The sequence below is a fragment of the Psychrobacter sp. DAB_AL32B genome, assembly GCF_002224105.1.
Classification (GTDB): Bacteria; Pseudomonadota; Gammaproteobacteria; order Pseudomonadales; family Moraxellaceae; genus Psychrobacter.
Genome location: NZ_NEXU01000086.1, coordinates 1 through 20,052, shown reverse-complemented (window position 1 = coordinate 20,052; position 20,052 = coordinate 1). Strand labels below are relative to the sequence as shown.

The 20,052-nt window shown below is 42.8% G+C and carries 17 protein-coding genes and 2 tRNA genes; 11 read left to right on the top strand and 8 right to left on the bottom strand.

What is annotated here, in order from left to right; genetic code table 11:
- Window positions 1-45: 45 nt before the first annotated feature.
- From CAN34_RS10490 to recN, 4 genes are all read right to left on the bottom strand, one after another.
- Complete coding sequence (locus tag CAN34_RS10490) at window positions 46-570, bottom strand: hypothetical protein (RefSeq protein WP_089555614.1); 525 nt, start codon at window positions 568-570, stop codon at window positions 46-48.
- Between the two features lie 77 nt (window positions 571-647).
- Window positions 648-1,202: a Holliday junction resolvase RuvX gene (ruvX, locus tag CAN34_RS10485; protein ID WP_089555613.1), complete on the bottom strand. Its 555-nt coding sequence runs from the start codon at window positions 1,200-1,202 to the stop codon at window positions 648-650.
- Between the two features lie 63 nt (window positions 1,203-1,265).
- Window positions 1,266-1,829 carry a YqgE/AlgH family protein gene (locus CAN34_RS10480; RefSeq protein WP_079690555.1) on the bottom strand — a complete coding sequence of 188 codons (564 nt, stop codon included), beginning with the start codon at window positions 1,827-1,829 and terminating at the stop codon, window positions 1,266-1,268.
- Window positions 1,830-1,960: 131 nt separating this feature from the next.
- Window positions 1,961-3,640: a DNA repair protein RecN gene (recN, locus tag CAN34_RS10475; RefSeq protein WP_089555612.1), complete on the bottom strand. Its 1,680-nt coding sequence runs from the start codon at window positions 3,638-3,640 to the stop codon at window positions 1,961-1,963.
- 582 nt (window positions 3,641-4,222) lie between these two features.
- Between recN and CAN34_RS10470 the strand changes: the two genes are divergently transcribed.
- Window positions 4,223-4,558: a pyrimidine/purine nucleoside phosphorylase gene (locus CAN34_RS10470; protein ID WP_079690558.1), complete on the top strand. Its 336-nt coding sequence runs from the start codon at window positions 4,223-4,225 to the stop codon at window positions 4,556-4,558.
- A 205-nt stretch (window positions 4,559-4,763) separates the two neighbouring features.
- A complete protein-coding gene (rlmB, locus tag CAN34_RS10465; RefSeq protein WP_089555611.1) occupies window positions 4,764-5,534 on the top strand; it encodes a 23S rRNA (guanosine(2251)-2'-O)-methyltransferase RlmB in 771 nt (256 codons plus the stop codon).
- Here rlmB and coaE read toward each other — a convergent pair.
- From coaE to pilB, 4 genes are all read right to left on the bottom strand, one after another.
- Window positions 5,497-6,189: a dephospho-CoA kinase gene (gene coaE, locus CAN34_RS10460; protein ID WP_089555610.1), complete on the bottom strand. Its 693-nt coding sequence runs from the start codon at window positions 6,187-6,189 to the stop codon at window positions 5,497-5,499. The two genes, rlmB and coaE, sit on opposite strands and share 38 nt — an antisense overlap.
- A gap of 153 nt (window positions 6,190-6,342) precedes the next feature.
- A complete protein-coding gene (locus CAN34_RS10455; RefSeq protein WP_089555609.1) occupies window positions 6,343-7,242 on the bottom strand; it encodes an A24 family peptidase in 900 nt (299 codons plus the stop codon).
- 25 nt (window positions 7,243-7,267) lie between these two features.
- Window positions 7,268-8,491: a type II secretion system F family protein gene (locus CAN34_RS10450; RefSeq protein WP_089555608.1), complete on the bottom strand. Its 1,224-nt coding sequence runs from the start codon at window positions 8,489-8,491 to the stop codon at window positions 7,268-7,270.
- A 229-nt stretch (window positions 8,492-8,720) separates the two neighbouring features.
- Window positions 8,721-10,430 carry a type IV-A pilus assembly ATPase PilB gene (pilB, locus tag CAN34_RS10445; protein WP_089555607.1) on the bottom strand — a complete coding sequence of 570 codons (1,710 nt, stop codon included), beginning with the start codon at window positions 10,428-10,430 and terminating at the stop codon, window positions 8,721-8,723.
- Between the two features lie 431 nt (window positions 10,431-10,861).
- On the opposite strand from pilB, the gene tpiA reads away from it, so the two are divergent.
- The 9 genes from tpiA (at window position 10,862) to truB (ending at window position 19,870) form a co-directional block, all read left to right on the top strand.
- Window positions 10,862-11,671, top strand: coding sequence for a triose-phosphate isomerase (tpiA, locus tag CAN34_RS10440; protein ID WP_089555606.1), 810 nt, complete (start codon window positions 10,862-10,864; stop codon window positions 11,669-11,671).
- Window positions 11,672-11,888: 217 nt separating this feature from the next.
- Window positions 11,889-12,197, top strand: coding sequence for a preprotein translocase subunit SecG (gene secG / locus CAN34_RS10435; protein ID WP_079692976.1), 309 nt, complete (start codon window positions 11,889-11,891; stop codon window positions 12,195-12,197).
- 159 nt (window positions 12,198-12,356) lie between these two features.
- Window positions 12,357-12,441: transfer RNA gene (locus CAN34_RS10430), tRNA-Leu, on the top strand.
- 121 nt (window positions 12,442-12,562) lie between these two features.
- Window positions 12,563-12,639: transfer RNA gene (locus tag CAN34_RS10425), tRNA-Met, on the top strand.
- Window positions 12,640-13,056: 417 nt separating this feature from the next.
- Complete coding sequence (gene rimP / locus CAN34_RS10420) at window positions 13,057-13,557, top strand: ribosome maturation factor RimP (RefSeq protein WP_079690565.1); 501 nt, start codon at window positions 13,057-13,059, stop codon at window positions 13,555-13,557.
- 173 nt (window positions 13,558-13,730) lie between these two features.
- Window positions 13,731-15,215 (top strand): transcription termination factor NusA, encoded by a 1,485-nt coding sequence (gene nusA, locus CAN34_RS10415; RefSeq protein ID WP_079690566.1) that lies wholly within the window; start codon window positions 13,731-13,733, stop codon window positions 15,213-15,215.
- Window positions 15,216-15,366: 151 nt separating this feature from the next.
- A complete protein-coding gene (gene infB / locus CAN34_RS10410) occupies window positions 15,367-18,093 on the top strand; it encodes a translation initiation factor IF-2 (protein WP_089555605.1) in 2,727 nt (908 codons plus the stop codon).
- A gap of 295 nt (window positions 18,094-18,388) precedes the next feature.
- Window positions 18,389-18,793 carry a ribosome-binding factor A gene (locus CAN34_RS10405; protein WP_089555604.1) on the top strand — a complete coding sequence of 135 codons (405 nt, stop codon included), beginning with the start codon at window positions 18,389-18,391 and terminating at the stop codon, window positions 18,791-18,793.
- 18 nt (window positions 18,794-18,811) lie between these two features.
- The gene (truB, locus tag CAN34_RS10400; protein WP_089555603.1) at window positions 18,812-19,870 is read left to right on the top strand and encodes a tRNA pseudouridine(55) synthase TruB; all 1,059 of its coding nucleotides are present in this window, start codon (window positions 18,812-18,814) and stop codon (window positions 19,868-19,870) included.
- Window positions 19,871-20,052: the final 182 nt, after the last annotated feature.

The following is a 20,052-nucleotide window of genomic DNA, read 5'->3' as shown; positions in this document are numbered from 1 at the left end:
TAAATTGAATGAGTTAAATAAAATTTTGCTGCCCAATACGCTTACTTATGATGGCGTATTTTCTGCTTCAGTGGCAGTATCAATATCTGCTGCTAACGCTTCATCAGCTTCAGGCAAGTCTGCCACTTCTAAAAAATTAAAGAAACGCTTAAAGCTCACTTTAAATAAAAATGCCACGCCAAGCCATGAGGCCAAGCCGAGCCAAGCGGTATCAGCAAATAATAGCCCGCCAATAAGGATAATACTCGAGACGCCAATCGTCATTACAACCATTGAGGCCTGATTGAGACGATAGCGATAAATAATAAATGCATCGTATAGCGTCAGTGGAATGGTGAGAGCAATTAGGGCATACGGTAGATTAAAAAATAACCGATAGAGTAGTTGGTTATCATGAAACATCTTTATGCTGGCAATCGTACCAAACACCATAAACGCAATAATCGCTGCATAAATGAGGTAAATCGCTATTTGATTCGCTCGCTGTGCGCCCTTAATTCGAGCGATAGCTAACGGCGAAAAACCATGTTGCGAGTTGTTTGGCAAGGATTGGTTTAAGGCAGTGGTCATAGTAATCAGTCATTTATTCGTTTGGATTGATGATATATCAGAAAGTGATGATCATTTGAAGTAACGTTATCGCTTAATTAATCGGCTTTGATCGCGTCAATGGCGATACTGCTATTAGGATCAGCAAAATAGGTCGACATGAGGATACAGGCAGAGATATCATCAATTGGGTCGCGCTCATTCTGAATCCAGCCGTTGTCCCACGCTATCTCACGCGCTGCGACGGATGTTAAGCGCTCATCGCATAAAGATACGGTCACAGGTAAATGCTGTTCCATTATTCTATGTGCTAGACGACGGGCAAATTTATGCGCCCTTTTTGATAGCATGGAGCTGCTGCCGTCCATATTTAGCGGCAGTCCAACAACCACCTTTGCCACGCCCCAAACTTTGATAATACCTAATAGATTATCCCAATCAGGCTGACCATTATTCATCGCCAAGATATCAAAAGCGCGCGCTGTCTCGGTAATACTATTACCCAGCGCCATGCCCATTTTTTTAACCCCATAATCTAAGGCCAAAATAAGATGCGGCTTAACGGCTGGTTCAGTAGCGCTAGTATCAGCACCGTTATCGACGTCATCATTTATCAAATCTGTACTATCTGTTATAAGAGGGCTATCTACCATAGTAATAGGTATTCCTGTTTTTATTACTGTATTAGGTGAGCCTATGATGCTCAGTATATAACGCTAAGCATGACCTATGTCGCTGCTTAGATAATCAAAATTAACACCAATTTTATCGGCGGCAATTTGCCAGCGCTCTTCAAATGGCGTATCAAATAATAAGTTTAAATCAGCAGGGCATACCAGCCAGTCGCCGTTATCAAGCTCACGCTCGAGCTGTTTTTTACCCCAACTGGCATGACCCAAGCACAGCTGATAATGACCAACGCCTTGACCTGCGGCAATACGTTTGAGGATATCTTGGCTGGTAGTAATACAGACATTTTCTGAAATACCAAATGATGACGCCCATTCTGGTTGCCCTGTATGCAGCACAAAGCCAACTTCAGGATACATAGGGCCACCTTCTAATGCCAGATCTTCCATCACCTGCGCATCGGTAACTTCAATATCTAAATCTTCTAGCAATTTACCCACCCGAGATTGCTCTAAGGGGCGGTTGACCATCAGACCGAGCGCACCGTGTTTGTCATGACGACAGATATAAATCAGCGCCTGCTCAAACCGTGGGTCTGACAGCTCTGGTGCTGCAATTAAGAAATGATGGGTCAAATTAGCTTTAGACATAGAGACAAGCACAACCTACTAACAAAGGTGAGAGACCACTATATGGCGATAATGAGTATAAAATCAACTAAAGCAAATATTTAGCAGCTATTAGACACATTTAGGAGCTTCTAACTAGGAACTTCTAACGCTTATTTCACAGCGGTCAATAAACTACGAGCATGATCACGGGTGACGTCGGTAATGATCACACCGCCAGACATGCGTGCCAGTTCATCGATTTGTGCGCTATCGGTTAAGATTAGCAGCTCACTTTCAGTCTGCTGGTCATGGTGTTTTTGCACCAAGATATGCTGATGCGCTTGCGCCGCTACTTGTGCTTGGTGGGTAATAGCGAGCAATTGCTGCGTTTGCCCAAGTGCGCGTAGTAGCTCACCGACCACTTGTGCCGTACCACCACTGATACCGACATCGACTTCGTCAAATACCAGCATAGGTTTTGCCGCATTATTATCGGCATTGGTCGCTTGCAGGACTTGCATAACTAGCGCCATGCGTGACAGCTCACCGCCTGAGGCGATTTTATGTAACGGCTGCATGGGCATGCCGACATTAGCGCTAAATAATAAATCAATATCATAGCAACCTTGCGCATTATATTGGCTAGGTTCTATTTTCTTGGTAAAAACAAATTCGCAGCGTGCATTGGGTAAGGCAAGGGGTTGTAATTGCTTAATCAGCTGTTTGCTGACAGTCGGTGCTGCTTTAGAGCGCTCTTTATTTAGCTGCGTTGCTAAGGCGAGATAATCTTGCCAAGCCTGCTCTATTTGCGCCGCCATCGCATCACTGCTAGGCTCATTTTCTAACTGCTCTAATTGCGCTTGCCACGCCTTTGCTTCATTGATCAAATCGCCAGCTGGCAAGTTGTGTTTACGCGATAAGCGATGACCTAAGCTGATTAAACTGTCTAATGATTGCAAGCGCTCAGGATCAGGCAGTTGCTGCTCAGCATAATCTGATAATAAGCCCGTCACCTCAATTATTTGCTGCTGCGCTAAATGCAACTGTTCAGAAGCTTGCTCAAAGGTTTGACTGACGCCTAGTTGGTTATCACAAAGTTTAATCGCTTGTCCTAGCATGGTCATCACATCTGGCTCGTCGGTATCATTGTCGAGTAAATGTAAGCCATGACTGGCCTCCGTCATTAGCGCTTCAATATTGGATAATTCTTCATGCTCCGCTTCGACTTCCGTATAATCAACGACCAGTAACGGCGCAATATCGGCAAGTTGGCTGTGCAGTAATTGAATTCTATCCTGACGTTGAGCCTCGCGGTTAGCGATATCATCGGCACGGCGTTTGAGCTGTTGATAGCTTTGATAACTGCTTGCCGTCTGCTTAGCAAGAGAAGTTATCTGCGCCATCTCATCAAGCCATTGCACCACAAACTGCGGTTTTAGCAAAGCTTGCTGAGCGTGCTGACTATGAATATTGACCAGCAACGATCCTAAGCTTTTTAGCTCAGCCAAACTGACAGGTGTACCATTTAGCCATGCTTTTGAGCGCCCAGTATTACTGAGTTGCCGGCGAATCAATACTTCTGGTTCTTCTAGCGGTCTATCGTTTTTTGCGAACCACTCAGCGACGACGCTGTTGTTTTCCACATCAAATTGCGCGTAGATATCGGCATGCGCAGCGCCATGTCTGACCATCGCACTGTCGGCGCGCTCGCCTGCACATAAGGATAAAGCATCAAGTAATAGCGACTTGCCAGCACCCGTTTCACCGGTGATGACATTGAAGCCTTCAGCCACACTCAGCTCATGCTGAGCGATCAACGCAAACTGATGTAAAGTTAATGATATTAGCATCAACGCCTCTCATGACAGACAATAAACCTCACATACAATGCAATGCTGGGAGGTCATCTCTACAATAGGGTAAATAAAGGAGTGGAATGGTTCATTTAGTACTGCTAAATATATAAATGCGATTGGCAAATAGTATGGTGGCAAAAAGCCTTAAATACAAATTTTAAAGGTAATCAATAACATCCATCATTGCTTTAATAATAAGCGCAACTTTCATAGTCGCTGTAACAAACTTTATAGATATAATGTGGTAGCATAATCTCACATAATGATAAACTCTTACTACCAGATTTTCATACATCCTAGTACATAGCGTGTATCTCATACATGATTATGCAAAGCTATCCATAAGTAAGTGTCAGTAATAATTCATTATTTTAGAAAAATCTAACTTGGTCTGTATATACAGTCAACGTATAGCGGTGTAAGCCTGATATAGAACAGATGGTTAAAAAAGATGTACGACAACTGTAATCTATTCAGTTACTTATTTTTCAGTTAAGTTTTTCAACTCGGTTTTTCAGTTAAGTTTTTTACTTTGGTTCTTTAGTTTGGCAATAATTATTTGATAAGGAAGCCACTATGACAGCGGCGCAATTTACCAATGTAACAGTCAATGCCCAAGCCACGATATCATACGATGGACGTTGCTCAAGCCATACCATTATGTTCGAGGACGGTCGCCATAAAACCTTAGGGGTTATCTTGCCTTGCGACAATTTGGTCGAACATTATCATTTTAGCACCAACACTTCTGAACGTATCGAAATCATCAGCGGTGAGTGCGAAGTCAAAATAAACGGTGACGAAGAATTCAGCTACTACCGCGCCGGACAATCATTCGTGGTTGAAGGCAATAGTGGCTTTAACTTACGTACAGAAGAAATCGTCCAGTATATCTGTCACTTAGAAGGTTAATAGTGTAAAGGTGTCATTAGATGGTTTATGACACCTAACAACCTATCATTTAAAAAGAAATAAACCCTATCGGTTGGATAAGGTTTATTTCTTTTTTTATTATCTTATCGTTATGAAATTATTGATTTGTTGCTACAATGATCGTCATATCTTTTTCTATTCTATCGCATGACGCGATATCCACTTTATAATCGGCAGGCCTATTATGGCAAAACCCACCTATTTCTATGGCATTCATGCAATTGATGCTTTGCTCGAACATCGCCCTCTTGATGGGCTTAGTTTATTTGTGCAGCAAGGACGTGAAAGCGATAGCAGTGTACAGGCTATTATGGCGCAAGCAAGCGCTAATGGTATTAGTATTCAACCAACGCAAAAAGACAACCTCACTCAACTTTGTGGCAGCCCGCAACACCAAGGTGTGGTGCTTAACGCTCGTCCGTTAGGCTTTGCTGATGAAGGCTTGCTTGACATCATTGCTGGGCGCGATGAGTGTTTGCTGCTGGTACTAGATCAAATCACCGACGCACATAACTTCGGTGCGTGCTTGCGTACAGCAGTGGCGATGGGCGTTGATGCCGTTATTTGTCCAAAGCACCATGCGGCAAGTTTGACCCCGACGGTTGCCAAAGTATCGGTCGGCGCGGCAGAGATGATGCCTATTATTAGCGTGACCAATTTGGCACGTACACTGTCGAAGATTAAAAATGCCGGGGTATTTGTATTTGGTACCGCGCTCAATGCGGACGCTAAACCAATACATGCAGCAGATTTGACTGGCAAAACTGCTCTTATCATGGGTTCAGAAGGAGAGGGAATGCGCCGCCTGACAACAGAAAGCTGTGATGAGCTGGTTTATATTCCGATGTCAGGGAATGAGCATGGCAATCTACAGAGCCTAAATGTGAGTGTTGCTACCGGCATGGCTTTATACGAGATTAATCGGCAGCGAACTTTAGCTGCTGGGCAAGCGTAAGGTAGTTTTGATGTAGTGGCTCTAGTTGTAAATATAGAGCCGCAAGATCATTCTCGTTTAACACCACATCATCAGCATGACGATTACGCTCTTCACGACTCAGCTGATTCACCATAATGGCTTTAATCTTCTGTACGCTTTGAGCATCACGCTGACTGGCACGCGCAAGCTGCGTGTCTTCGGTGGCATCCATTACCAATATACGCTGGCATAAATTAGCTAAGCCGGCTTCTGCTGCTTCAATCAGTAAAGGGGCTGACAACACTACATAAGGTGACTTACTCTCTGCCAACTGTATCTTTGCTGCTTCACGTATTGCGGGATGGGTAATTGACTCAAGCTCAATTAAAGCTTCAGGGTGGGTGAATACATACGTCCGTACCGCTGCACGGTCCATCTCTCCATCAGCATTCAGCACCCAGTTACCAAATTTTCTCTGGATTTTGCGCAGGGATGAGCTGCCTTTAGCAACCACTTCATGAGCAATCACATCCGCATCAATAATATCAATCCCTTGCTGGGCAAACCAGTCACTGGCAGCAGATTTGCCACTGCCGATACCGCCGGTCAAACCTACTACCAGAGTCTTACTTTTGGTTTGATGAAGTTGTGGTTGATGCGAATAAGGTGAGGGTGTTTCTGCATATTTTGACATAATAAGGACTTATCTGACCGATAGAAGGATAATGGTATTAATAAACCATAAACCTGAAAAATGGTTATTAAAGGTTAAAGATAATTATGGAGAAATAGCTAATTTGCTCGCTTAATTATACAGGTCAAAGTGTACATGCTTAGGTATAAATGCTTAAGTATACATACCTAAATACCAGCTGACGATGTCTGAGCCGTACAGTAAAGCCACGATACCGGCAATAGCGATATAAGGACCAAAGGCAAAAGGTCTGCTCTCGCCTTGTTTTTTCATGAGAATGATTCCAACGATTGAGCCGAGCAAGGATGATAATAGAATAATTAGCGGCAACATCATGGGTCCAAGCCAAGCACCCAATACTGCTAATAATTTAAAGTCTCCTTGTCCCATACCATGTTTTTTAGTAATTAAATAGAACACCTTGACCACTATCCATAAGGATAAGAATCCAAACAATAAGCCCCAGATGGATTGAGTAGGGGATACAAACCAACCCTGCGAGTTTACGGCCAATCCTAACCCTGCTAATGGGAACGTTAAGCGGTCAGGTAGTAGCTGAGTATCAAAATCAATACCGGTTAACGCAACCAGTGTCCATACCAAAACTAATGCCGATATCCCAGCTGCACTGACGCTAAATTTATAAATAACTAATATAGATAATAGCGCAGTAACCAGCTCAACAATGGGATAACGCAGTCCGATAGCGGCTTTACAATCTGAGCAGCGTCCGCGTAGCACCATCCAGCTGATCAACGGAATATTTTCGTACCACTTGATTTTATGTGCGCAGTGAGGACAGCGTGATGCCGGTCTACTTAAAGTAATAGGCGTATCAGTGGCGACTATATCGGCTAGAGGCACAGTATGTTCATGCGGCATATCTGCTTGTTGAGACATAAACTGGCTACATTCTTGTCGCCAAGCAGAGATCATCATGAGCGGAATACGGTGAATGACCACATTTAAAAAACTGCCCACACAAAGACCTAGCAGACCAAATATGATTAAAGCTAAAGCCATATTTTCTTGTAATAATTGTATAAACTGCATTAATTAGCTGTCCTTTAATTAGCCGTTACCCTACTACTGAGCCCATTTGGAATATTGGTAAATACATAGCAATAACCAAACCACCGACCAACACCCCTAATACCGACATAATTAGCGGTTCCATTAAGCTGGTCAGACCATCAACAGCGTTATCAACTTCGTTTTCGTAATAGACGGCTACTTTATCTAGCATCTCTTCTAAGCTACCAGACTCTTCACCGATACCGACCATTTGAATGGCTAGACTTGGAAACAAGTTGGTTGAGCGCATTGAAAACTGTAGTTGTTGACCCGTGGAAACGTCGTTTTTCACTTGTTGGATAGCATTATAAAAGACCACGTTGTTGGCCGCACCGGCAGTAGAGTCTAGAGCATCAAGTAGTGGTACACCAGCAGCAAAAGTTGTGGATAGCGTACGAGCGAAACGCGCAATGACCGCTTGATAAGCGATATTGCCAAATATTGGTGCCTTCAATACCGCACGGTCTAAAAAATCGCGAAACTTCTTTGAGCGTTTCTTAGCTTCTGAGAAACCAATAATTGTACCGCCAATAGCTGCAATTAAAAGAAACCACCATGCCTGCATCCACTCAGACATGCCTACTACCATTTGGGTAAAAGCAGGCAGCTCTGCACCAAAAGAGCCGAATAAGTCAGCAAATACTGGAACGACTTTCACTAGTAGAATAATGGTAACAATTATTGCAACTGCGACGACCGCGATAGGATATTTCATAGCTTTCTTTATTTTTGCTTTTAACAGCTCACTTTTTTCTTTATAAGTCGCTACTCGTTCTAACATGGTTTCAAGCGCACCTGATTGCTCACCAGAGTCGACGAGTGAACAAAAAAGATCATCAAAATAGCGTGGGTGCTTACGTAACGCGGATGCAAAGGTGCCACCGGCTTCAATATCCGCTTTTATTTGCAACACTAAATCTTTCATACTAGGGTTATCAAGGGAGTCAGCAACAATTTCAAAGGATTGTGTCAACGGCACCCCAGCTTTCATCATCGTTGCCAATTGACGGGCAAAAATAGCAATATCGATAGGCTTGATGGATTTTTTGAAGGTATATAAGGGTTTCGGCTTTTTCTTAATACCTTTAACGGTGATACCTTGTTTGCGCAAAGTGGCTTTTGCTAGCTCTAAGCTACGACTGGTTGTCTCGCCTTTTACCTTTTGCCCGCGCCGGTTTACCCCATCATAGACAAAGTCTAACAGCGTGTCGGTCTTAGCTTTTGCCATGTTCCTTCCCTCAAAAACTGTCTGATATAATCGAATATAGATAATGCAAGCTCGAAAAAATATACCTGATTCATCTTTCGAAACTGACTTACTTTATTTTAGCGCAAAAAACCAGTGTATATCTGTTTTATTTTCTATCACGACTAATTGTTTTTTACTGTTGGTAAAGAAGCAAGATAGAAACTTTCTGTTTTTAGCATTATTTTTGCTTACTTTTAAGCTATGCATATTATTCAGAGGTGACGCGCATCATTTCTTGAATACTGGTGACGCCCTGTAAAACTTTTAAAATACCAGAACGGCGTAAGTCTCTAAAACCATTTTTAACTGCGGCATCTTTGATATCTATCGCGTTACCGTCTTCCATGATGATACGTGAAATATCAGGGCTGACTTTCATGACCTCATAAATACCGACGCGACCCTTGTAACCTTCACGGCATTCATTACAGCCTACGGGTTCATAAATAGTATTGTCTGGATTGTCTAAGTCAGCATCGTTAAAGCCTAGCTCAAGCAAACTTTGACGTGGGATATTGATAGGCTTTTTACAATTCTTGCATAAGCGCCTTGCTAACCGCTGGGCAATGACCAAATTCACGGAAGTCGCGATATTAAAAGAAGCCACGCCCATATTGCGTAGACGTGTTAAGGTCTCTGGCGCAGAGTTAGTATGAAGGGTTGAAAGTACCATATGGCCTGTTTGCGCGGCTTTGATCGCAATCTCGGCAGTTTCAAGATCACGAATCTCACCAACCATTACAATATCAGGATCTTGGCGTAAGAAAGACTTAAGGGCACTGGAAAAAGTCAGTCCCACTTTCGGGTTAACGTTGACTTGGTTAATCCCTTCAAGGTTAATCTCGACAGGATCTTCGGCGGTTGAGATATTAGTATCACCGGTATTAAGTATGTTAATCCCTGTATATAAAGAAACCGTTTTACCAGAACCCGTTGGGCCAGTAATTAGCAGCATTCCTTGCGGTTTGTGTAGCGCTTCTAAAAACATCTCTTTTTGATCAGGCTCATAACCGAGCGCTTCAATGCCCAACATCGCTGAGGATGGATCTAAGATACGTAGAACAAGTTTCTCACCAAATAGGGTAGGCAAGCAGCTTACCCGAAAGTCGATGGCTTTATCTTTAGATATTTTAAGCTTAATCCGTCCATCTTGTGGGACACGGCGCTCTGAGATGTCCATTTGTGACATCACTTTTAGGCGTGCAGCAATCTTACTGGCAAGTTGTACGGGCGGGTTGGCCATTTTTTGCATCACACCGTCGACACGAAAACGGACCCGATAACTCTTTTCATAGGGCTCGAAATGTAAGTCAGAGGCTCCCATACGAATGGCGTCAACCAGCATCTTATTGACAAACTTGACTACCGGTGCTTCCTCGACACTATCAGAGAGTTTGGTTTCGCCCTCATCTTCTTCCCTATCATCAAAGCCAATATTTAAATCACTATCAGAAAAGCTATCGAAACTTTGCATGGTATCAGCGTAAAGGCTCTCCATACGCCTTTTCAACTTATCTTCTTCGACCACAACGGTTTCAATAGATAAGCGAGAGTTAAAAGCAATAGCGTCGATAGCGTCGATACGTGTTGGATCACTTAATGCCACAAACAAGCGTTGTCCACGCTTAAAAATTGGCAAAGCATTAAACTTGCGGACAATTTTCTCATCAACCAAATCTTTTGGGATGACATCTGAGCTTAGCGCATCAAGATCAAATAAAGGATCGCCAAAAGCTTGCGACAGCATCTGTGCCAATTGATAAGCATTGGCAAGTTTATGCTCTACCAGATAAGACACCAGCCCTATTTGCTGCTGTTGCGACTCAGTCTGCGCCGCTTTCATATGTGCTTCGCTCACGACACCTTCGCTGATCAGCTGCTGCACTAAGCCACCGTATTTACTGGTTGTGATAGACATTAAGACTTCTCCTTACTCGATACCGAATATGCGATATATTTACCTAAACCACAGGCTATCTGTTTATCACGTTCAAATAACAGCCAATCTAGCGATGATGTTTAAGCGATTTTTTTAAGATGTGTATGTTGAGGTATTCATTTAAAGGTATTGATTTTAAAAAATAGTTTGAGATATAAAAATAACTAATTGCCTGCACTTTATTCTATATTGATAGCATCATATAGGAATTTACGTGAGCTTAAAGTTTTTATAGGGGTAAAGGGCTTTTGAGCAGTTAAAAATATCCGCTTAGCGAAATCTACTAAAAAAGCTGTTAAAACTCAGTTTTGATTTTGGACGCACTATACTATAGCACTTGCGAAATATTTGTTATACTTGCGCGCATATTAGCCACATTGGCAGTCATACATAAGACAAGGTAGATGAGAATGCAAGCTTGGATAATTGGAAATTGGAAGCAGAATCCAGCGACGATCCATGACGTCAATGCGCTACTAGATGACTTACTTACTACCATGAATGCGACAGAGCAAGCTAATACAGCGTTTACCGCTCGCTGTCAGTTAATGTTAGCGCCAAGTTTTATTCATTTAACTACTGTCAGTGCTCGTTTAAAAGGCACCTCAGCACTGTGCGCGGCGCAGGATATTAGTGCCCATAGTGCTACTGTTGGCGCATATACAGGTGATTGTTCAGCGCAACAAATTGCTGACGCTGGCGCAACGTGGACAATCCTTGGTCACTCTGAGCGCCGTCAGTATCATCAAGAGTCTCATGATAAATTATTGCAAAAAGTGACTCACGCACTAACGCAAGACTTGGGCGTCGTATTCTGTATCGGTGAGACCCAAGCACAATATGATGCTCAGCAAACGTTGGAAGTCATCGACAGCCAATTATCGGTTATCAGAGACTTACTCGCGCAGCAGCCAAAACTTATTGATTCGTTATCGACTCGTTTAATCATTGCCTACGAGCCGGTATGGGCAATTGGGACTGGCAAAGTGCCTACCGTGGCAGAGGTTAGCGCGACTCACCAACATATCAAGCAATCGGTTGCAGGCTTTGCGAAGTCGCTATCTGCTATTACTGTCTTATATGGTGGTAGTGTCAATGCTGATAATGCCGATAGTTTTGCTGCAGATTCTATGATTGACGGCGCATTGGTTGGCGGCGCTTCACTAAAAGCAGAGAGCTTTTTAGCGATTGCCAACGCCTTTAGTCGAGCCAATACTTAATAAGTAAAAAAAAGGATTAAAGACTTATTATTTGCTTTATCCGTAAAATGTCTTTATCAGTTGGCAAAAGTGGCTTTAACAGTGCCCTTGCAATCGTGTACAATGCGCCTTATTTATAGCATTGATTTGGCGTCATCACGCGCTGATCGTTATTACTATTAAACCTTACGATTTATTTTTCGTTATCAGTCGTCATTACGCGGCAAAAGAGGCCACCATGTATACGTTTATATTAGCCCTGCATATTATCGTGGCAATAGCCATGATTGGCTTGATTTTGATACAGCATGGCAAAGGGGCAGACGCGGGGGCTTCTTTTGGCGCAGGCTCTTCTGGCACAGTATTCGGCGCAGCAGGCACAGCAAACTTCCTAACTCGTGCGACAGCCGTGCTGACCCTCATATTTTTTATCACCAGTATGACGCTCGCCGTCCATGCTCGTAAGCAAGCGGAAGATCAGTTTCGTCTAGATGCGCCAGTTTCAGCACCACAAACGCCGCGTCCTTTGACTCAAAATCCTCAGTAGCCGTCTTTAAACAGCGTTTTCTAAGCAGGCAGCTCTTGCTATTTTAAGACGTTACATTTACAATGCTTTTCTGTTTTTATAAGTCTTTATCTATCGATGCCTACCTTAAGCATCAATTATGATAGACGAGATGTCAGAAAACAGAGCAGTCAGAAAAATGCGATTGTGGTGGAATTGGTAGACACGCCATCTTGAGGGGGTGGTGGCGCAAGCTGTGGGGGTTCAAGTCCCCCCAATCGCACCAATTTTTAAAGTTGTATCGTATTAAATGAGTGGTTATATAGGTAAAATTTTTATTTTAAGTTATTTTCAAATAAAGATTGACAGTTCTATAAAACCTCCCTATAATACGCGTTCTAGATTGATGCGGGGTGGAGCAGTCTGGTAGCTCGTCGGGCTCATAACCCGAAGGTCGTTGGTTCAAATCCAGCCCCCGCTACCACTTTTTATACTGATATTTTGTACACTAAATCTGTCAGTGCCAATTAGCCCACCATTATGCTTGTGGGTTTTTTTGTATCTGAAAGTCGGTGTTATCGCGGTATCTATCCTATTTATGCTAAGCTCTATGCCTATAGAGTACGTTGATATCCGCTATTTGCGCGATTGATCGTAAGCAACACTATCTTCTACTTCATACTCTTTTGCTGATAGTTTTGCTTTATGAATAATAATAGCACTAAGCTTTTGAGCTTGATATCTATTGGTTGTGCCCTTATAAAGAAGCAAAATCCATATAATATCGGGTTAGGTTTGTAGTAAAAAATACAATATACAACGATTATACTGCCTGTTATAGATATACGATTAAGACGATGCATCTACAACAGATAGGTAAATAGGACATTATTAATAGATTATGAAACTTTCTACCAAAGTTACAGAGTTAACCAGTATTATTGCCCCTGCGGTCGCTGCTTGTGATGTCGCGCTGTGGGGCATAGAATTTGCACCACAAGGCAATCGCTCTTTGTTGCGTATTTATATTGAGGCGTTACCAGAAGAGCAAGCCCAGAATAAGCAGGTAACGATTGAAAATTGCGCAGCAGTGAATCACCAAGTAAGTGGTATTCTTGAGGTTCATGATCCGATTGCTGGTGAGTTTATTTTAGAAGTATCTTCACCTGGTTTTGACCGTGCCTTTTTCTCAGATGAGCAGATGCATGGCTATGTGGGTCAAACAGTGAGTTTGCGTTTGATACAAGCGATTGGCGAGGGTGACAAAAAGCGCCGTAAAGCCACGGGAAGATTAGATAGCATAGATGCCGTCTCTTTAAAGCTAACTGCCACCGACGGTGAGCAGTTCGAGATTGCATTAAGTAATATCGATAAAGCCAATTTAATTTATGAAGATGCTTAGCTAATTAAAATGTTTAATTTATAAACATGGATAGTTTAATTTGATAGGTTAAGTCACTCATTATAAATTGGTATTTTACGCTCCAAATAGCTTAGATAGCTGATGGTGAAAATATACAGTAATACACAAATTATAAAATTTAAGTCAATTAAAAATGATAGGACAGGTATAGCATGAGTCGTGAAATCTTAACGGTAGTAGAAACTGTCAGTAATGAAAAGGGCTTAAATCCTGAAGATATCTTTGAAGCAATTGAAGAGGCTTTAGTGGTTTCGACCAAGAAAAAAGTATATACCGAACAGCCAGAAGTGGCCGTTCGGGTTGCCATCGATCGTACGACTGGCGATTATGATACTTATCGTTACTGGACAGTGGTTGCAGACGAAGACCATGAAATGCCTGCTTGTCAGCTTGCTATTACTGATCTTGATCAAGACGAATGGTCAATTGGTGATATAAAAGAAGAGCAAATTGAGTCGATCGAATTCGGTCGTATTGCGGCCACACAAGCCAAACAAGTTATCATCCAAAAAATTCGCGAAGCTGAGCGTGCGCTTGTCGCTGATGCTTTTGAGCCACGTGTTGGTGAAATGATGTATGGCGAAGTCAAAAAACAGACTCGTGATGGTTATATCATCGATTTAGGTGACAACGCAGAAGGTTATCTTTCACGCGATCAAATGTTGCCACGTGAGCAGCTACGTGCAAAGTCACGTATCAATGCCATCTTATATCATGTGAACCGTGAAAACCGCGGCGCACAGTTACTGTTATCGCGTACCCATCCTGAAATGCTCTCGGCACTGATGCAAAAAGAAGTGCCTGAGATTGCAGAACAAATCATTGAAATTCGTAATGTCGCTCGCTTGCCGGGTACTCGTGCTAAAATAGCCGTGAAGACCAACGATCATCGTATCGACCCTGTTGGCGCTTGTATCGGTATGCGTGGTACGCGTATCCAAGCAGTACAGCAAGAGCTTGATGGTGAGCGTATTGATGTGGTGGTTTGGTCAGATGATCCAGCCCAATTTATCATCAGCTCTTTAGAGCCCGCTGACGTTAGCAGTATTATTTTAGATGAAGACACCAAAACCGCTGATATTATCTTTAGCACCAATGATCAGTTGGCGCGCGCGATTGGCTCACAAGGTCAAAACGTACGTTTGGCTTCTGAGCTGACCGGCTATAAGCTTAATATGATGCTAGAAGAAGAGTATCAGCAGCGTCAAGAAAACGAATCTAAAGCCTTTATCGAATTATTCTATGAACGTCTAGAAGTGGATAAAGACTTAGCACAAGCGCTTGTCGATATTGGTTTTACCAGTATTGAAGAAGTGGCTTATGTGCCAGTTGAAACCTTTTATGATATCGAAGGTTTAGACGATGAAGCGATTGATATGATTCAAGAGCGTGCTAAAGAAGTGGTCATCGCTGACGAATTAGTCAAACAACAAAACATGAAAGAGCCAAGTCAAGAACTACAAGATCTTGAAGGAATGACGGTCAGTTGGGCTTATAAAATGGCACAAAAAGACATCATTACGGTTGATGACTTGGCAGAACAAGCCGTCTTCGATTTAGAAGATATCGAAGGCTTAGATACCGAAACCGCAGGAAAACTCATCATGAAAGCTCGGGAATCTTGGTTCAATGAATAAGCGGTAACTGCATATCGCTGTCTTTTGGTGATATGCTATCGATAATAAAGTGCTGGTATGACTGCAATACAAATACTAGCCTTACCCCAATCATTTGTAGCCAACAACTGAATTGAACATATAGCAAATAATAGACAGTAGGTGATAATAAATGGCAGATAAGACCGTCAAAGAACTGGCAGATATGGTAGGCAAAACCGCAAGTGCTGTAAAACAGCAACTGGTAGATGCTGGACTGCCTGCTCGCGCAGAGGATGACCTAGTCACCGAGCTTGAGCAGGAAAAGTTGGTGACGTATTTAAAGCAAAGTCATGGTCAGCAAGACAAGCGTCGTATTAGTCTTAAGTCTAAGACGACTAGCACCGCGCGCGTGACTGGCTCTTCAGGTAAATCTAAGAGCGTCAATGTTGAAGTGCGTAAAAAGAAAGTATTCGAAAAGCCTGATCCAGAAAAGATGGCTGAAGATTTGGCTGCACGTGAGCAAGCGATGATTGAATCGCAAGAGCGTGCTGCTAAAGATGCTGAAGACCGTGCTGCTACTAAGAAAAAATCTGAAGATCGTCAGGCGGCTACTCTAGCCGCGATGCGCGCAAGTTTAGGCTCTAGCAAAAAGTCTGATGATAAGAACGACGATATCTCAACGTCAGTGGTTGTGAAAAAAGGCGGTAAGACCACAGTTGAGGTCAAGCCGAAAGAACAACCTAAGAAGAAAGTCGCTGCGACCAAACCAAAAGTTGAAACGGCAGCGGAGCGTAAAGCTCGCGAAGTGCGTGAGAAAGAAGAAGCTCGTTTACGCGAGATTGAAACAGAAACACGTCGTACCCAAGCTGAAGAAGCGCAAAAACGTACGCTTGAGCAAATGCGTAAAATGGCCGGTCAATATACGGATCAGCCTGCTGCTGAAGTTCGTAAAGATGAACCATTGGCAGAAGGTTTGGTGGGTGATGCGCTAGAAGAATCGTTTGAAAAAGAGCGTCGTGAAATCAAGCGTGGCGCAAGTAGCACTAGTGCCCGTGGCCGTGGTCGTCGTAAGAATCAAGACGAGCGTGAAATTAAAAACCGTAAAAACGGTTTACGTTCAAGCCAGTCGGCACAGCATAAGTTTGAAAAGCCTGTCGAAAAAATTGTTTATGATGTAGAAATCAGCGAACAAATCACTGTTTCTGATCTTGCTCAACGTATGGCAGTGAAAGCCCGTGAAGTAACTAAATTACTCATGAAAATGGGTGAGATTGCTCGCGAAAACGATACGATTGATCAAGCAACAGCCAGTCTAATCGTAGAAGAAATGGGTCACAACCCAGTACCAGTTAGTGATACTAAAGTTGAAGACGACTTACAAGATGCCGTTGATGAGCGCAGCAGTAACGTGCAAACGCGTCCACCGGTTGTCACTATCATGGGTCACGTTGACCATGGTAAAACATCACTATTAGATAAAATTCGCGCAACGAAGGTCGCGACTGGTGAAGCGGGCGGTATTACCCAGCATATTGGTGCTTACCATGTGAAAACGGATCGTGGTGTTATCACGTTCCTTGATACCCCAGGTCACGCGGCCTTTAGTGCAATGCGTTCACGTGGTGCTCAAGCAACGGATATCGTTGTAATCGTTGTCGCTGCTGATGACGGTATGATGCCACAAACTGCAGAAGCGATTGATCATGCTCGCGCCGCTGGTACACCTATCATTGTTGCTATCAACAAAATGGATAAGCCTAGTGCTGATCCTGATCGCGTACTGAATGAATTAACGGCTAAAGAAGTGGTTTCAGAAGAGTGGGGCGGCGATACCCCGATGGCCCGCATCTCAGCCAAAACCGGTGACGGTATTGACGAGCTTTTAGAACTCATCAGCCTACAAGCTGAGCTTATGGAGCTAGAAGCGCCGTTAGATGGTGCAGCTCAAGGTGTGGTCATCGAGTCAAGACTTGAGAAAGGTCGCGGTCCTGTCGTTAGTGTTCTAGTTAAAAAAGGAACGTTAAAACAAGGCGATCTAGTCTTAGCCGGTGAGCATTATGGTAAAGTCCGTGCGATGACCGATGAACATGGTCAGCGTATTAAATCAGCTGGTCCTTCAATCCCTGTAGAGATCTTAGGTTTACCTGAAACGCCAGCTGCTGGTAGCGAATTCTTAGTCGTCACTGATGAGAAAAAAGCCCGTGAAGTTGCGGACTTTAGAACCAACCGTGAGCGTGAGCGTCAGCTGGAACGCCAGAATGCGATGCGTTTAGAGAGTATGTTCGATCAGATGGAACAAGGTAATGTGTCATTCTTAAACATTGTCTTAAAAACAGATGTTCGTGGTTCACTTGAAGCGTTACTTGCAGCACTGAACGAATTATCAACGGATGAAGTTAAAGTCAGAGTCATTAGCTCAGGCGTTGGCCCTATCTCTGAGTCTGATGTGACATTGGCAGAATCTAGTGAAGCAGTATTGTTAGGTTTCAACGTCCGTGCAGATGCAACTGCCCGCCGTAAAGCAGATGCAGCTAACATGGATATTCGCTATTATAGTGTTATCTATGGCTTGATTGATGATGTGAAAGCGGCCATGAGTGGTATGTTAGCGCCTGAACATCGTGAGAAAATATTGGGTGTTGCGGATGTTCGTGAAGTATTCCGCTCTAGTAAGTTTGGTGCAGCTGCCGGTTGTATGGTGGTTGAAGGTACAATTTATCGCAACAAGCCTATCCGTGTATTACGTAATGACCAAGTTATCTTTACTGGTCAATTGCAATCATTACGTCGCTACAAAGAAGACGTCAATGAAGTACGTACTGGTATGGAATGTGGTCTAGCCGTTCGTGGCTATGATGTAGAAGATGGCGATAAAATCGAAGTCTTTGAGATCCAAGAGTTCGCACGTACTATCTAAAGTTGCTGTTCGATAGAATGATATTCGATGATGCAATACGCCTAACCAGCTAAGCATGTCCGATATCCTCTTAATATCCAGCTGTACTTAGGCCTAACAGGTACACCCTGCTAGGCCTTTTTTAACAAATATTATTCATTCAATCTATTAAGAATACCGTTCCCAAAAATTAGAGTAGCTAGTAAAATAAGTGTAGGTACTACTCTTTACAGGCTAAGCGAGTTGCATACAGCTCATTGTATTTTTTGGGTTCAGTATCAATAAAGATAAGCCATATTAAAAACAAGGTAATACCATGAACCAACGTTTACAACGTTTAGCTGATCAGATTCAGCGTGAGCTTGCTGTCCTTATCCGTGACGCCGTCAATGATCCGCGTCTGACTGGTTTTGTCACCATCTCCAGTGTTAAAGTCAGCCCAGACCTAGGTTATGCTGATATTTATGTCACTATTATGGAACCAGAGCTCAATGATGCCATGACTATGTCAAATCATGAAGAGAGTATTAAAGTACTCAATAAAGCAGCAGGCTTTTTGCGTACTGAACTAAGTCATAGTCTAAAAACTCGTACGACGCCGCGTTTGCGTTTTCATTATGATGAAGTCACTGCTCGCGGTAATTATATGATGGATTTAATTAGTAAAGCCGTCACCAAAACTGAGCTAAATGAGTCTGACGAGCAAGAAAACCAAGAGTAAAAGGGTAAAAAAGCCATTATGTCGATTGTCTCTACAAAAGCCTCTACGCAAGCTGATAAGAATGCCAATAAAACGCCCACCAAAACCAAAGTTTCGGGCGTTATATTAGTAGATAAGCCTCAGGGTATGACCTCACAGCAAGTGGTATCAAAGGTGAAATATTTATTTAAATCACCAAATCATGACAGTAAAAAAGCTGGTCATACTGGCACGCTTGACCCAATGGCAACCGGTTTACTGCCTATTTGTTTGGGAGAGGCGACTAAATTTAGTCACTATCAGCTTGATGCTGATAAATCTTATCAAGCGACTATTTTACTTGGTAGCCAAACTGATACTGGTGATGCCGATGGTAAAATTGTTGCACAGGCTGTAATACCAACGTTTGATGAGGTACTATTAAACAAAGTTGCTCAGCAATTTTTAGGGGCTCAGCAGCAAATTCCGCCGATGTACTCTGCCTTAAAAAAAGACGGTAAAAAGCTATATGAATATGCACGTGCGGGTATAGAGATTGAGCGTGCGCCAAGAGATATTGTACTCAAAGCAATCGACCTAAAAGCTATCGATGATAAGCAGATTCAGTTGACGGTGACTTGTTCCAAGGGCACCTATGTACGTGTATTAGCAGAAGATATCGCTAAAACGCTGCACACGCTAGGACATTTGACTGCATTGCGCCGTCTACAAGTTGGTGATTTCAAAATAGACGAAGCCATTGCTTTAGCAGATTTAGAAGCGCTAGCATTAGCGATTCGTCAGACACATTTATTGCCAGTGGATGCTTGTGTCAATATTGATGCTGAGCTTACGCTGTCAACAGAACAGTGTGAACGTGTACAAATGGGTCAACGCTTAAATGTATTTGAGCAGCTGACTGATGATTTGCAAAGCTATATTAAAATGACTATCGATCAACAGTCATGTATTGATGATAGTAAAAATGATACAGAAGAACCATTATTGCATGAGATAGCGGTAGATATTTGTCTCATAAATGATAAGGGACAATTTATTGGTCTCGGCGCTGTGAGTCTCAATGGCCGATTGCAACCTAAAAAATTGATTCAGTTATAATATTGTCTACTGGATTTACCATATTTCTATAACTGAAAGTCTGTAAAACTTACTAAGAATTCACACTAATCACATATCGTCACATTTTATTGCAGGTTTCACCTATAGTGAAACCTGCTTTTTTTGTATCGTAGTTTAGTCAGCCAGGGAAAGTTGTACAATAAAAAAAAGCAGAAAGATTA

Excerpts from the sequence above, each read along its gene's own strand:
- CAN34_RS10490 (WP_089555614.1), bottom strand. The coding sequence starts at position 570 with ATGACCACTGCCTTAAACCAATCCTTGCCAAACAACTCGCAACATGGT.
- ruvX (WP_089555613.1), bottom strand. The coding sequence starts at position 1,202 with ATGGTAGATAGCCCTCTTATAACAGATAGTACAGATTTGATAAATGAT.
- CAN34_RS10480 (WP_079690555.1), bottom strand. The coding sequence starts at position 1,829 with ATGTCTAAAGCTAATTTGACCCATCATTTCTTAATTGCAGCACCAGAG.
- recN (WP_089555612.1), bottom strand. The coding sequence starts at position 3,640 with ATGCTAATATCATTAACTTTACATCAGTTTGCGTTGATCGCTCAGCAT.
- CAN34_RS10470 (WP_079690558.1), top strand. The coding sequence starts at position 4,223 with ATGACAGCGGCGCAATTTACCAATGTAACAGTCAATGCCCAAGCCACG.
- rlmB (WP_089555611.1), top strand. The coding sequence starts at position 4,764 with ATGGCAAAACCCACCTATTTCTATGGCATTCATGCAATTGATGCTTTG.
- coaE (WP_089555610.1), bottom strand. The coding sequence starts at position 6,189 with ATGTCAAAATATGCAGAAACACCCTCACCTTATTCGCATCAACCACAA.
- CAN34_RS10455 (WP_089555609.1), bottom strand. The coding sequence starts at position 7,242 with ATGCAGTTTATACAATTATTACAAGAAAATATGGCTTTAGCTTTAATC.
- CAN34_RS10450 (WP_089555608.1), bottom strand. The coding sequence starts at position 8,491 with ATGGCAAAAGCTAAGACCGACACGCTGTTAGACTTTGTCTATGATGGG.
- pilB (WP_089555607.1), bottom strand. The coding sequence starts at position 10,430 with ATGTCTATCACAACCAGTAAATACGGTGGCTTAGTGCAGCAGCTGATC.
- tpiA (WP_089555606.1), top strand. The coding sequence starts at position 10,862 with ATGCAAGCTTGGATAATTGGAAATTGGAAGCAGAATCCAGCGACGATC.
- secG (WP_079692976.1), top strand. The coding sequence starts at position 11,889 with ATGTATACGTTTATATTAGCCCTGCATATTATCGTGGCAATAGCCATG.
- rimP (WP_079690565.1), top strand. The coding sequence starts at position 13,057 with ATGAAACTTTCTACCAAAGTTACAGAGTTAACCAGTATTATTGCCCCT.
- nusA (WP_079690566.1), top strand. The coding sequence starts at position 13,731 with ATGAGTCGTGAAATCTTAACGGTAGTAGAAACTGTCAGTAATGAAAAG.
- infB (WP_089555605.1), top strand. The coding sequence starts at position 15,367 with ATGGCAGATAAGACCGTCAAAGAACTGGCAGATATGGTAGGCAAAACC.
- CAN34_RS10405 (WP_089555604.1), top strand. The coding sequence starts at position 18,389 with ATGAACCAACGTTTACAACGTTTAGCTGATCAGATTCAGCGTGAGCTT.
- truB (WP_089555603.1), top strand. The coding sequence starts at position 18,812 with ATGTCGATTGTCTCTACAAAAGCCTCTACGCAAGCTGATAAGAATGCC.